Source organism: Acinetobacter sp. YH01003, assembly GCF_013420525.1.
GTDB classification, from domain to species: domain Bacteria; phylum Pseudomonadota; class Gammaproteobacteria; order Pseudomonadales; family Moraxellaceae; genus Acinetobacter; species Acinetobacter towneri.
Genome location: NZ_VOXY01000007.1, coordinates 1 through 14492 on the forward strand (window position 1 = coordinate 1; position 14492 = coordinate 14492).

The 14492-nt window shown below is 43.2% G+C and carries 12 protein-coding genes; 8 read left to right on the forward strand and 4 right to left on the reverse strand.

What is annotated here, in order from left to right; all coding sequences use genetic code 11:
• The first annotated feature begins 229 nt into the window (after nucleotides 1-229).
• From FTT70_RS07795 to rsfS, 5 genes are all read left to right on the forward strand, one after another.
• A complete protein-coding gene (locus tag FTT70_RS07795) occupies nucleotides 230-3046 on the forward strand; it encodes an ATP-binding protein (protein ID WP_180168471.1) in 2817 nt (938 codons plus the stop codon).
• Between the two features lie 196 nt (nucleotides 3047-3242).
• Nucleotides 3243-4028, forward strand: a complete 786-nt coding sequence (locus FTT70_RS07800) for a crotonase/enoyl-CoA hydratase family protein (protein WP_004974929.1) — start codon at nucleotides 3243-3245, stop codon at nucleotides 4026-4028.
• 90 nt (nucleotides 4029-4118) lie between these two features.
• Nucleotides 4119-4985, forward strand: coding sequence for an NAD(P)-dependent oxidoreductase (locus FTT70_RS07805; RefSeq protein WP_131260560.1), 867 nt, complete (start codon nucleotides 4119-4121; stop codon nucleotides 4983-4985).
• A gap of 45 nt (nucleotides 4986-5030) precedes the next feature.
• The gene (locus tag FTT70_RS07810; protein WP_168460014.1) at nucleotides 5031-5825 is read left to right on the forward strand and encodes a hydroxypyruvate isomerase family protein; all 795 of its coding nucleotides are present in this window, start codon (nucleotides 5031-5033) and stop codon (nucleotides 5823-5825) included.
• 75 nt (nucleotides 5826-5900) lie between these two features.
• Entirely contained in the window at nucleotides 5901-6302 is a 402-nt protein-coding gene (gene rsfS / locus FTT70_RS07815; RefSeq protein ID WP_168419147.1) for a ribosome silencing factor, read from the forward strand.
• A 256-nt stretch (nucleotides 6303-6558) separates the two neighbouring features.
• On the opposite strand, the gene FTT70_RS07820 is transcribed toward rsfS, so the two are convergent.
• From FTT70_RS07820 to FTT70_RS07830, 3 genes are read right to left on the reverse strand one after another with little or no spacing between them, the layout of a single operon-like run.
• Nucleotides 6559-8004 carry an NAD(P)(+) transhydrogenase (Re/Si-specific) subunit beta gene (locus FTT70_RS07820; RefSeq protein ID WP_168419149.1) on the reverse strand — a complete coding sequence of 482 codons (1446 nt, stop codon included), beginning with the start codon at nucleotides 8002-8004 and terminating at the stop codon, nucleotides 6559-6561.
• A 3-nt stretch (nucleotides 8005-8007) separates the two neighbouring features.
• Nucleotides 8008-8331 (reverse strand): proton-translocating transhydrogenase family protein, encoded by a 324-nt coding sequence (locus FTT70_RS07825; protein ID WP_168419150.1) that lies wholly within the window; start codon nucleotides 8329-8331, stop codon nucleotides 8008-8010.
• Nucleotides 8332-8342: 11 nt separating this feature from the next.
• Nucleotides 8343-9470, reverse strand: coding sequence for a Re/Si-specific NAD(P)(+) transhydrogenase subunit alpha (locus FTT70_RS07830; protein ID WP_168419151.1), 1128 nt, complete (start codon nucleotides 9468-9470; stop codon nucleotides 8343-8345).
• A gap of 880 nt (nucleotides 9471-10350) precedes the next feature.
• Here FTT70_RS07830 and FTT70_RS07835 point away from each other — a divergent pair.
• Nucleotides 10351-11274 (forward strand): DMT family transporter, encoded by a 924-nt coding sequence (locus FTT70_RS07835; RefSeq protein WP_179995060.1) that lies wholly within the window; start codon nucleotides 10351-10353, stop codon nucleotides 11272-11274.
• Nucleotides 11275-11368: 94 nt separating this feature from the next.
• On the forward strand, nucleotides 11369-12559 hold the full coding sequence (locus FTT70_RS07840) for an MFS transporter (protein ID WP_180168472.1): 1191 nt from the start codon (nucleotides 11369-11371) through the stop codon (nucleotides 12557-12559).
• Between the two features lie 28 nt (nucleotides 12560-12587).
• Here FTT70_RS07840 and FTT70_RS07845 read toward each other — a convergent pair whose 3' ends face one another.
• Nucleotides 12588-13232, reverse strand: a complete 645-nt coding sequence (locus FTT70_RS07845; protein ID WP_179990044.1) for a hypothetical protein — start codon at nucleotides 13230-13232, stop codon at nucleotides 12588-12590.
• A gap of 231 nt (nucleotides 13233-13463) precedes the next feature.
• Between FTT70_RS07845 and dusA the strand changes: the two genes are divergently transcribed.
• Nucleotides 13464-14486, forward strand: a complete 1023-nt coding sequence (gene dusA / locus FTT70_RS07850) for a tRNA dihydrouridine(20/20a) synthase DusA (protein ID WP_180168473.1) — start codon at nucleotides 13464-13466, stop codon at nucleotides 14484-14486.
• The last annotated feature ends 6 nt before the right edge of the window (nucleotides 14487-14492 follow it).

The window sequence follows — 14492 nt, forward strand, 5'->3', positions numbered from 1 at the left end:
TTCTGATGCTAGTTGGTCTAACACCTTGCAATGTTTGTCTTTTATACGTAATTTAAGGGTTTTCATGTACTTATATTAACAATCAAAACTCAAGGAAAATAGTCCTTAGTTAAATCAAACGACACTTAATGTCGTGTCGCTTATATCTCTGACCTGAAGGACTGAGTTTTACGCTCCATTTGATAAAGCATGCTAAACTGCCAAACATAGGGATTAAACTGCGTTAACCATGTCAAATATCAATAAAAAGTTATTTAAGCGCTTACATTTAAATCATGCTTATGGACAGCTGATTGCACTTATTTTTGTGCCAATTATGGTTTTGGCATGCGTCGGCACGATGCTAGTTTTATCTGAAACCTCGAATGCCGCAAAAGCACAGCAGCGACAAATGGCAATTGCGATTTTGACCCGTTTTGAGTTGCCATCTGAAGCAGCTTTACATCAACTGGCTAGCTTTCCGTGGAAGTACGAAGAAGCACGTACTTTTATGCAAAACATGATGAACGAAAAGCACTTGATTCGTACTGCACTGATTGATGCTTCTGGTACACGCCGTTTAAGCATGGGCTTTCAAGACCAAGCCGAATGGCCCAAATTCCCTAAAAATGCCGATTTTTTTGGCCCAATTCTGTATAAAAATAATCATGTGTATGGCATGCAAATTCAGCAGGAAATCAACCGTCCTGCATGGTTGCTGATTGAACTAGACAATCAACCGCTACAAATAGCCCGTTATCGGGTCATGATTGTATTAATTGCCACAGGCTTGCTGACCCTGTTGTTGTTATTGCTGTGTCTGAATTTCTATTCACGACGCTGGATTGCACCCATGTATGAAATTCGCATGCAGCTACAACGCCTGAATGCCGATACGCTCGATCAACACATGGTCATTAACAGTACTGGCGAATTACGCTTACTGCAGCGGGATATTGCCAATGTGGTAAAACGCCTGCATTTCAGCTTTTTAGAACTCAAAGAACATACCGAACAAACCGAAGATGACTTGCGCCGCACCCTCGATACTTTGGAAGTGCAAAACATCACTTATCGTCAGGCACGTGACCAAGCGATTTCTGCCAACCAGTCTAAATCGGTATTTTTAGCCAACATCAGTCACGAACTCAGAACACCACTGAACAGTATTGATGGCTTTATTCACCTGTTATTGCGTCAGGAAAATCTTAGCAATGAACAGAATTTATATTTACAGACCATTCGTAAATCATCGGCGCATCTTTTAGCACTCATTAATGACGTATTGGATTTTTCTAAAATTGATGCAGGCAAACTGGAACTGGATACCGCACCCTTTGATTTAGAAGAAGCCATTTTTGATGTGATGGATATGCTCTCGCCTTTGGCTGCGCAAAAACACATCAACATGGCCTTTTATTTTGCCGATAACGTGCCGCAATATGTGCTGGGCGATGCTTTACGTTTCAAGCAAATTTTAACCAATTTAATTTCCAATGCGATTAAATTCACCCCCGATGGTGAAATTATTGTACGGGCGCGGGTAGAACATGACGATATTGGACAATGCTTAATTCACTTTAGCGTCCAAGACAGTGGCATTGGCTTAAGCGGTACAGACCGTAAAAAATTGTTTGAGTCTTTCTCTCAAGGTGATACTTCGGTCACGCGTCAATTTGGTGGTACAGGTTTAGGTTTGGCCATTTCCAAGCAGTTGGTGCATTTGATGCAAGGTCAAATTGGCTTTGAAGACAATCAGGAACGCGCCCCAACCGAAAAAGGCTCGACCTTCTGGTTTACTGCCATGTTTGCGGTAGATGAAGCGCATTCACAGCAGCATCCAAACTTTAAAGAGATTCAGGTGGTGTCATATTTGGCGCACCCTGCCACAGCGAATGTCTTGCGTCATTATCTTGAAAATTATGCGGTGCGACATATTGAAGCCGCTTCAATTTTAGATTTATTTAGCCGCTTAAAAGATGTATCCGACTTACAAGACAACACTTGGTTAATTGTCGACCATAGCGGTGACACCGAAGCCTTATTAAAAGAAATCCGTACTCGTTATCAAGGTAACTTGGCGGTGTATGGCTATCAAATGGCGCTAGACCCAAGTCTGTTAAATGAATATCGTGCGCGGGCTTTGTATCAACCGCTCAGTCGTTCAGCCTTAATTGACTTACTCAACAATGAAAATAGTTTTGATGAACAAGATTCTGCATCATTTGATGGTAAAGGCCTGCACGTTTTAGCAGTGGATGACCATCTACCAAACCTGATTGTACTCGAGGCCTTGTTGGGCGAACTGAATGTGACCACCACCAAAGCGCAAAGCGGTCAGGAAGCGTTGGGAATTTTGCAGCAACGCATTGAACAGGGACAACAACCATTTGACCTGATCTTTATGGATATTCAAATGCCTGTGATGTCGGGGGTAGATACCACTCGTGCGATTCGTTCTTTAGAATCAACTTTGGAAAATCACAAACGCTTGCCTATTATTGCTCTCACCGCGCATGCACTTGCCGATGAAAAGCAAAAATTACTCAAAGTCGGTATGGATGACTATGTCACCAAACCGATTCAGATTGAACAAATCATCCAAATTTTAACCCATTGGACCACGCAAAGTTTTAATAAACCCCCTGCAATCGATAAAGCCATTGTAATTGAAGCACTAGATCCACAGGTGTTGAATTGGCAACAAAGCCTAATGTTGGCAGCCAACAAAGAAGACCTTGCAGTGGATTTACTGAAAATGCTAGTGGATAGCTTTGCCACAGAATTACATGAAATTGAACAGCTGATTGAACTGGAAGATTTCCCACAACTCGAGCATGTGTTGCATCGTCTGTATGGTGCGACCCGCTATGTTGGCACACCGAACCTGCAAGAAGTAACAGGCTCATTTGAACAGTTTGTTTCGACCTTACGTAAAGAACGTCGTAAAGCCGATGATCTGTTTGTGCAAGAGGTCTTAAACCGTTATCAGGAATTACAAACCTGTATACAGCAAGTTGAACATGCAGCAGAACACATTTTTACCAAACATAATGCGGTGAGTTAGCCAACATCAAAGTGACATTCACCGCGAACGCCTCAACGAGAAGATACAGTTTGTAAGCACGACTCACCCAGCACTATTCACAAAAAAAAGTCACGTAATCAAAGGCAAGGTCGCAAGGCTTTGCCGTGACTCTGCTGTCATTTATCGCACTGCTGCCCATGTTATGCTTTGCCCAGTAAAAACAAGAGCTCACATCATGACCTTACTTCGTATCGAAAAAAATAACGGCATCGCCACAGTTTCCCTGAACCGCCCAGACAAACGCAATGCCATGAGTTTTGCCCTACTTAAAGAATTGGTGCGGACTGCCGAAAAACTTAAAAAAGACCGCAGCTTACGTTGTGTAATTTTAACAGGCGAAGCAAAGGTATTTAGTGCAGGCATTGACTTGGCCGACCTCAACAATCCACAAAACCGTGCATTTGCGGCTTGGGAATTAATTAAGCCAGGGCAAAGCCTGTTTCAAAAAGCATTTCTCGTTTGGCAACAATTGCCTGTACCTGTAATTGCTGCAATTGAAGGGTATTGTTTTGGCGCAGGGATGCAATTGGCTTTGGCTGCAGATATTCGTATCGCGCATCCTGACACGCAAATGTCGATTATGGAAAGCCGTTGGGGCTTAGTGCCTGATATGGGGCTAAGCCGTTCATTAAAAGGTTTAATTGGTTTAGACCTTGCCAAAGAACTGACCTTAACTGCGCGTATTTTTGATGCCAACTATGCCAAAGAAATTGGTTTGGTCACGCATTTAGATGCAACCCCCTTACAAAAAGCACAAGCCCTTGCTGAAGAAATTGCACAACGCTCTCCTGATGCATTGGCTGCAGCCAAACAAGTGCTGGATGCTATGGAACATGCGCCAAATAAATCTTTACGTTTAGAAAAAATTTGGCAATTAAAATTATTGCTGGGTAAAAATAGCCAACTGGCACGTAAAAAGGACAAGAACCCTGAAGTGACCTTTGCACCGCGTCAGTTTTGATTCAGTTCAAACACAACAGACTTTGACCAAAGGCTAAATTGACATTTCAAGCCAGACTTGTACTGTAGGCAAAAATGGAGAATCAGCGCTATGCATTTTGATCGTGACACAAAAATCGCTTTTTTAGGTATGGGACTTATGGGGACGCGCATGGCAACCCGCTTAGTTCAGGCAGGTTTTGAGGTCGCGGTGTGGAATCGTAGCCCTGCGGCTTGCGAATCTGTGCTCAGTCTGGGGGCAAAACCGCTGCAATTGAGCGAGATCGGACAATATCCAGTGATCTTGAGTTGCCTTGCCGATGATAATGCCGTCCAAGCTGTATTAGATCAAATTGAGCCTTTTTTGACTGCTCAACAAGTCATTGTCGATTTTTCCAGTTTGTCTGTAGATCAAACCCAAAAGCTAGCGCAGCAAGCCAACCTCAAACAGGTCACATGGATTGACTCACCTGTATCGGGAGGCACTGCGGGAGCCGAACAAGGTAGTTTGGTGATTTTTGCAGGGGGTGATGCAAACACCATCGAAAAATTAAGCCCGATTTATGATGTGCTGTCACAACGTGTGACCCGTATGGGCGAAACAGGCACAGGACAAGCCACTAAAATTTGCAACCAACTGATTGTTGCTGCCAATAGCACCCTGATTGCCGAAGCCGTTGCCCTAGCTGGACAGGCAGGTGTAGACACCCGTTTACTTGCACCTGCTTTGGCGGGTGGTTTTGCCGACTCGAAACCGTTTCAGATTTTAACTCCACGTATGGCAACTCACAGTTTTGAGCCTGTGCAATGGAAAGTCCAAACCCTGTCTAAAGATTTAAACAATGCCTTACAACTGGCAGCGCAATTTCAGTTACAGATTCCTGTGGCAGAAAAAGCCCTTTCACAACTGCAAGCCCATCAAGCCAAGGGTTTTGCAGAAGCAGATTTAGCCACCATTATTCATCAGGTCGAAGCTTAATCGGCTTGATTCCTGATCCAACCTTTGCCTGCAAGGAGCACCTGCATGTCTAAACTGGCGGTTAATCTGTCGATGATTTTTACCGAAGTCCCATTAATTGAACGCTTTGCCCTTGCTCGCCAACATGGTTTTCAGCACGTTGAAATTCAGTTTCCCTACGAGCTCAGTATCGAACAAATTCAAACTCAACTTCAGCTGCATGCGCTTAGCCTGTGTCTGATTAATGTGCCTGCGGGTGACCTCATGCAAGGGGGCGATGGCTTAGCGGGGGTACCCGGTAAAGAACTTGAATTTCATCGTGGCTTAGAACAAGCCATTACCTATGCCAAAGCCCTAAATGTTCCAAGTGTGAATATTTTGGCAGGCAAACAACCTGCCGATGCAGACTTGTTACCTTGCTTAAACACACTGGCAGAAAATCTAAAACTGGCTTGCTCCATGCTCACTGAGCACCAGATTCAACCTGTATTTGAAATGATCAATGGCACAGATATGCCACGTTTTCTGGTACAGAACATTGCCCAAGCTCAGGAAATGTTAGAAGCTGTCAAACACCCTGCACTCAAAATGCAATTCGATTGTTATCACATGGCCATGATGGGTGAAGATGTGCTCAGCGCACTACAGGAAAACTTGCAAGATATTGGTCATATTCAATTTGCTGACTACCCAGGACGCCATGAACCTGACACAGGCCATTTGGACTATACCGCATTATTTGCATGGTTAGCGCAAAGTAATTACGCAGGTTATGTCGCTGCCGAATATCGCCCACGTTTAACATCAAATCAATCATTTGCGTGGAAAGACAAGTTTTTTCCGGCACAACAAAATGGTTAAAATCGGTGCGATTTGAATTTTTAGGCCAAAACGGCTATATTAGACGATGAATAATTTTAGGAAATTATACACCCCATGAATTTAGAACCATCGCCCGGCGCTTCTAATTCTCACGATCTTGCAATGAACACCGCAAAGCATGACGTACAAACTTGCCTTCAAGTTGTACATGAAGCACTACTCGATGTAAAAGCCAAAGAAATTGTTGAGCTTGATGTCAGCAGCATCAGCAATGTTGCAGATGCGATTGTCATTGCCAGCGGCACATCAACGCGTCATGTTAAATCCCTTGCCGATAATGTTGCTGAAGAAGCACGTAAAGCGGGTTTCCGCCCAATCGGCATTGAAGGCGAACGCGATGCTGAATGGATCTTGGTTGATCTTGGCATTGTTGTGGTACATCTTATGTTACCAACTGCACGTAAATTCTATGACCTTGAAAGCTTATGGCGTACCACACCTGAATCGGTTGCCTAATCTTTAAAGCTTCAAAACAGACCCAAGAAAATATGCAAAAGCGACTTTAAATAAGTCGCTTTTTTATGTGCAGTGTTTAAAAAATCATATGCAAACCAACTTACGTATTTGCACCACACAAGTCCCACCTTAACCCACTGACGATGGTCTCCGTGCGCTGATAATTTTCCGAAGCATGATCTTTAGCTTTCTTTTACGATCTCTTATACAACGAACAAAAAAACCGCCCGAAGGCGGTTCTTATCAGTCAGTTCACTTAGTGACCTGTACCGTTGATTGACTTCGTCATATCTTCCACAACTTTCTTAGCATCACCAAAGATCATCATGGTCTTGTCGTTATAGAACAAGTCGTTGTCCAAACCTGCATAACCCGTTGCCATTGAGCGCTTGATCACCATAATGGTACGTGCTTTATGCGCTTCAAGAATTGGCATACCGTAAATTGGCGAGTTCGGATCGTCTTTTGCTGCTGGGTTCACAACGTCATTCGCACCAATAACAAGTACTACATCTGTTGCTGGGAAATCTGAGTTGATCTCATCCATTTCTAAGATGTCTTCGTATGGTACGTCTGCTTCTGCAAGTAATACGTTCATGTGACCTGGCATACGACCTGCCACAGGGTGAATCGCAAAGCGAACAGTTACACCTTGTTCTTTCAGCAAGTTAGCCAATTCTTTAACTGCATTTTGTGCACGACCTTGCGCCATACCATAACCTGGTACAATCACTACGCTGTCAGCATTTGACATCAAGAAGCCAGCATCATCTGCAGAACCTGAGCGGTAGTTACGTTGTACTTGCTCACCAGCGCCAGCAGTCGGTGCTGCTGCACCACCCATCGCACCACCAAACAATACGTTGATGATTGAACGATTCATCGCTTTACACATAATGTACGACAGAATCGCACCCGATGAACCTACAAGTGAACCCGCAACAATCAGCATGTTGTTTTCAAGTGTGAAACCAATCCCTGCTGCAGCCCAACCTGAGAATGAGTTGAGAAGTGATACCACCACTGGCATATCACCACCACCTACAGGTGCAATCCATACCCAACCAAATGCAAGTGCAAGACCAGTCATTGCCCAGAATGATGTCATGTTTCCAGTCAAGAAGAAGTGGATACCAAAACCTAACATGGCAATGAAAATCAATGCTTGAACAGGTTTAACCCATGCACCTGAAATGGTTTTTGCCCATTTCTTTGCAGCCAGTTTGCCGTACGCAAATACAGATGCTGTAAAGGTAATTGCACCCACGAAACAACCCACAAACAATTCAAATAAATGAACTTTGCTCATTTCATGGAAATTAATACCATTTGCAGCCAATAGGTCTGGACCTAATTCCACCAACTTGTTGTTGTGAATAATTGCCGCAATGGCAATTAAAACTGCTGCCAAACCCACCAAAGAGTGCATCAGTGCAACTGTTTCAGGCATTTGAGTCATAGGAACAGTACGTGCGCGAGCAATACCAACAATTGCACCTAAAACCATAGCACCTACGATCATCCAAACCACTGGATTATCTGCCACAAAGAATGTGGTCAATACGGCAATTGCCATGGCGATCATGCCGTAGCGGTTACCTGCAATTGCTGTTTTTGGACCAGACAAACCACGAAGCGTTAAGATAAAAAGTACAGCCCCGATTAAATAGAACCAGTCTGCATATTCACGAATAAATTCCATGCATTAGCCCTCTTTTTTCTTTGCTTTTGGTTTGAACATTTCCAGCATACGTGCCGTTACTGCGAAACCACCAAAAATATTGATACTTGCCAAGAACACAGCAATAGCACCCAGCACACTCACCACGTTAATAGTTTGAAAATCTACACTACCCTCTACACCCACCATTGGTAAGCCAACAGTTTGAATCATCGCACCCACGATAATGATCGAAGACAGCGCATTGGTTACCGCCATAAGAGGCGTATGCAATGCAGGCGTTACGCCCCAAACCACGTAGTAACCTACGAAAATGGCAAGGACAAAAATCGTAATTGTTTCAACCATGAGAGTTCTCCTTAACCACGCTTTAACAGTACTTGACCGTTATGGGTCACCAGCAATGCTTTCTGAATTTCTTCTTCAGGATTCAGTGCAAAGTTCTTGTCGTTATCAAATAATGTTTCAACAAAATTCAATACATTACGTGCATAAAGTGCAGAGGCTTCAGTCGACACTGTAGATGGAATGTTTGGGATACCCAAAATTTTCACACCATTGGCAGTCACAACAGTTTCACCACATTGTGAACCTTCGACGTTACCGCCTGTTTCTACTGCCATATCTAAAATGACTGAACCCGGTTTCATCTTCGCAACAGTTTCAGCTTTGATTAAACGTGGTGCATCACGACCAGGCAATAATGCCGTGGTAATCACAATATCAGCATTAGAAACAGCTTTATCTACAATAACAGCTTGATCTTTAATGTATTGTTCACCTGGCATCCAGCCGTAGCCATTTTTGGCAGCATCTGCAGCTTTTTGCTGTTCTTCTTCAGACATTGGCACGTCTAGCCATTTACCGCCTAAAGACTCTACCTGATCTTTCGCAGTTGGACGCAAGTCAGTTGCTTCTACTACCGCACCTAGACGTTTTGCCGTTGCAATGGCTTGCAGACCTGCAACGCCCACACCCATGATCACAACACGTGCAGGTTTTACAGTACCCGCAGCCGTCATTAACATTGGGAACATGCGTTGGTATTCTGCTGCAGCCAACAACACTGACTTATAGCCTGCCAAGTTGGCTTGTGATGACAACACATCCATATTTTGTGCACGTGACAAAGTACGCGGCAAAAGCTCTAACGCAAATGCAGACACCTGAGCCGCAGCAAACTGATCTAATTCAGTATTGCGGTAAGGATCAAACATCGCCACGACAGTGCTATTCGGTGCCAATTTCTGAATTTCATCACCCTTCGGGGCACGAACTTTCAAAATCATTTGACTGCCACGATAAGCATCATCTGTCAGGCTTGCACCCACTTGTTCATAAGCACTGTCGATATAAGCGGCTTTAACACCCGCACCACGTTCAATGACTACGCTATGACCCGCGCTAATCAACTTCTTTACTGTTTCTGGCGTCGCAGCGACACGATTTTCACCGACAACAGTTTCGGTTGGAATTCCGATCTGCATGAGCGTCCCTCAAGCTAGTTTTTCTTAAGTCAACATCGTGGATAACGATGCTTTCCCCTCAGGATAAGTTTTGTTGAATTTTTGGATTCTAATGCAACATTTTTAAATTACCACCCAATATTTATTTAATAAATACCCATATTTTGAACTGATGATTCATAAAAATATTGTTGCGAGATATAATTGATAGGTTTTGCTTCTTTAATATAAGTCTAATTATTCAGCAACAACCATATTTGGCAGGATCAAAACGACAGCACAGCAGTTTTGAGTTAGCAGTTCATCACATTTAAATGAATTTTGCATTGATCATTCTGACATGCATTTGGCTAAATTGGGAAAATCCGACTTAGACCCAAAAGATCATATATCTATACATTTGACCGCTAAAACTTAAAACTTCAATGCCAAATTGACTTTTCTGACAAATTTTATCGCTCGCTATACGTACTAATTTAGAGCCTATACCTCCCCATTAAAACCTTACAAATACCAACCTTTGCCTTATGAGTAAAATCGAATATTTGAAACAGTAAAACTTTTAAAAGAAGCTTGAATTTATTCAACTCAGGTCTAAGTTAAGTGCTGCTATTTTTTTCATTTTTTTTGTGCGTCATTTAGTCTGATGATGGATTTTCTCTGTTTTGCAACATTTTTAGCTAATTTGCACCATTATCGTGCAAAGCTCATTTACTCTACTTTTCACAAAATTTATGCCATCTCAAGCAGACCATCTGCATAAAATCGGCTATGCTTACTCAAATACAGCACACAGCTTTATTCATGCAGTCGCATCTGTCTTTATCCATCATACAACTTGTATTTGTGTGCGCGGCATGTGTCACTTTTCTTGCATCCACCTTGCTCGACAGCATTTTTCATGATCAGACTTAACGCCACACAATGGGGCTCCATCTTTGCCTTATTTGCAGCCTTTTTGTTTAGTACCAAAGCCATTTTTATTAAACAAGCTTATGCACTTTCACCGTTGGTCGATGCAACCGTACTCATGGCTTTGCGCATGGCAAGTGCCCTGCCTTTCTTCCTACTGATTTGTTGGCTCAATCGCTACCACAGTCGCAACATCTCTACACGCAATTGGCTGCTGCTGATCTTTGCAGGTTTGATGGGCTATTATTTTTCCAGTTGGTTGGATTTTTTAGGGCTGATGTTCATTAGTGCCTCATTAGAACGCATTATTCTGTTTTTATACCCAACACTCACCGTCTTGGCTTCGAGTGTGATGTATCGGCAGAAACTTAGCTGGTTGAGTCTGTTTGCAATTGCCCTGAGTTATGGCGGAACAGTGATTGTGATGTTACAGGAACAGAGCAATACTCCGCATGACACGTATTTTTGGTTAGGCAGTAGTTTAGTGTTCGCCAGTGCAGTGTGTTTTGCAGGCTATTTATTGCTGACCAAAAGCCTGATTCAGCATTTTGGCTCTTGGAATTTTACAGGTCTGGCTTTAAGTATTGCCTGCATCGGTACGCTTACGCATTACAGTTTGGTCACACCGAATCCACTGGGACTGGTGCAACAACTGCCTGTAGAAGTGCTAGGCTATGGTATTGCTTTAGGGATATTTGTCACAGTCTTGCCCACCTTACTCATGGCGCACAGTATCGCCCGTTTAGGTGCGGCACAATCGGCCATGATTGCTTCAATTGGCCCCATCTTGACGATTCTATTGGCCACAGCATTTTTAGGTGAACATCTAAATGGCATACAATGGTTCGGCTGCATGCTCAATATTGTAGGCGTGATGATGATCACCTTGTCCAAAAACAAGTTCTCTCATTAAGTTAAAGGCGACATCCTGCCACTAATGAAGTTGAATATTGGATTCAATCTTTGAGCTACTGCAACCCCGTTTTACCATTGACCTTAGGATAATTATGAACACTGCACCCGACATCAGCCAAGATAAAACCCTGCTCTGGTTGATGGCGATTGCCTGTGGCCTATGCGCGGGGGCCAATTATTATTGCCAACCGCTGATTTACTCGATTCATCAATCTTTCCAAATTCCGCAATCCCAAGTGGCATTGACGGTGACTTTTGCACAAGTGTCTTATGCACTGGGTTTATTGTTCATTGTGCCTATGGGCGATATTGTCAATAAAACCAAATTCATTCCCCTATTAATGTTTTTGGCCTCGATTGGCTTATTTTTATGTACCTTTTCCAGCAATTTAAGCATGTTATGGATTGGCACGATTATCACAGGGCTATTTTCTGTGGCAGCACAAGTCTTAATTCCTTTTGCCACCATGACTGTAAAACCTGAAAAAATGGGTGAAGTGGTCGGTTTATTGATGAGTGGTTTATTGGTCGGTATTTTACTTTCGACCAGTTTGGCAGGTTTGCTGTCCAACTTATTCCATTGGAAAGTGATTTACCTGATTAGTGGCGTGCTGATGCTATGCATTGCTGCAGTACTCAAAGCGCGCTTGCCGTTTGTCTCAACCAGCAAACTCAGTTATTTGGCTGTGTTTCAGTCTATGGGCAAACTCATTTTAGAAGAACGTCGTTTGGTCTATCGTGCCTTGCTCGGTGCGTTTGCTTTTGCAGCGATGAGTGTGTTGTTTTCTACCATTGCAGTATTACTCAAATCCAGTTTTGGCTTAGCCGACTTTATGGTGGGCATTGTGGCAATGGTGGGAGTATTCGGTGCTCTTTCGACTAAACATGTGGGAAAAATTGCAGATCGCGGCTATGTTACAGCACTGACTTGGGGTGGTTTAGCTTTATTAGCAATTAGCTGGGTCTTTCTATACAACGGACAATTCAGCTTATGGAGTTATATTCTTGGTTTTGGCTTAATTAACCTTGGGCTTGCCACCGTACACAGCAGCAACCAAAACGTGATTTTCCGTTTACACCCCGATGCCAAATCGCGGATTAACTCAATTTATATGACCAGTTATTTTACTGGCGGTGCTTGTGGTTCTGCCTTGGGAATCTATGCATGGCAACACGGTGGATGGTTATGGAGTTGCCTAGTTGGTTTGTGTTTTGTTACCGCCGCAATGAGCTTTGCCCTACTCGACTGGCAGCATCAACGTCAACACACCGCCATGCCTTAAACGCTGCGATTACAATCAAGCAAGTCGCTTAAGACATTTGCATCACAGGGTAAAATGGCTGACTCAATTCCACATTTTCTAAATTTTCCAATAAAATTTGGATAAAACACGGCATCAACGCACACAATAAAGTATTGGCATGGCTGAGTTGTTTGCGGTTGATTGCACTGTTATAAGTTGCACCACCTTGTAAAAGTTGCTGCTGTAACGTCAATAAGCGCTTAAACAAACATGCCAAAATTGTGACCGAATCATGAATGTGCAATGCCTGCATAATCTGCTGTTTTTCTGCCTCATAATCTGCACGCCATTCAGCTTCAGTCATTTTTTGATTACGCCAATCCCAAAAACTTTGATACAAATAAGGATTGGTCAGCAATACCTCTAAACTTTGTGGATATTTTTCCCAAATGATTCTCGCCATGCGCTGATCGACATCTTTTTGATACATGCGCTGCACAAATTGCTGCAAAGTCTGTTGTGTATGCTCTGCCGTCTGACCTTGCGCATACAAGGCACTCAACGCCACCCATGCTGTCATAAATTGCATATCGACATCATCATGAAACTCAATGGCTTTTTTCCACCAACTTAAACTGCGCTGCATGCGTAAATTAAATGCTGTTGAAAATTCATTTTTCTTAGTTCGATAAATTTCTTCTAATACCAACATTTTATTCTCCCTCTTATGCTGCGTTATCGTTATCTTTTCAACATACTAAAAAACGGCTACGCATACAAATACTGAGCAGTTCCGCTTTGGCGTCTACGGTTGCGCTGCTTTGTTCATGGCGAACAAAGCAAAGTTGATGCCAATGGATGTGGGTTGGGGATACTGTCGATTTTCACGCAAACCCCGTATAATGCGTGGTCTTGTGCTTTTGTTTTTCAATTCAGGTGGGTTATGACACGTGCCATCCAAACTTTACAACCTCGCATTTCGGTTGCCCCGATGATGGATTGGACTACCCGAGATTACCGTTTTTTTGCACGTTTATTTAACCCCAATATCATTCTGTATACTGAAATGGTAACCACTGGCGCAATTTTATTTGGTGATGCCAAGCGCCATTTAGATTACAGCAAGGAAGAACATCCAATTGTCTTGCAGTTGGGCGGTTCAAATCCGAAAGACCTTGCGACCTGCAGTAAAATGGCACAAGACTGGGGTTATGATGAAATCAATCTGAATGTTGGCTGCCCAAGTGATCGAGTACAAAACAATAAAATTGGTGCGTGTTTAATGGCAGAACCAGACTTGGTGGCAGAGTGTATTGCCGCCATGCGTCAAGCTGTTGATATTCCTGTGACCGTAAAACATCGAATCGGGATTGATGACATGCACTCTTATGCAGAGATGCTGCATTTTGTGGATACCGTGGCTCAAACAGGTTGCAATAACTTTATCGTGCATGCCCGAATTGCCTTATTACAAGGTTTATCGCCTAAAGAAAACCGCGAAGTACCACCGCTGCGTTATGAGGATGTGTATCGTTTAAAACATGACCGCCCTGAATTGTTGATTGAAATTAATGGTGGAATTAAAACGTTTGCCGAAACCCAACAACACCTCAAGCATGTCGATGGGGTGATGATTGGTCGTGAAGCCTATCACAACCCTTATTTACTGGCAGAGCTTGGGCAATTATGGGGGCTAGAATTACCTGACCGTTTTGAAATTATGCAGCGCATGTTGCCGTATATTGAACAACGTCTACAACAAGGTGCACCACTTTCTGTCATTACCCGCCATATTTTAGGTTTATTCCAAAACCTGCCAGGTGCACGTAAATGGCGTCAGGCACTAAGTGGCGGCAATGCCAAAACATTTGCAGATGTAGAGCAAGCATTGGTCAATATTCAAGCAGCAATGCAGCGTACGGAAGACTATTTAAAAGAGCAGCAGCTACAACGACCTACTGAATAAAGTCAT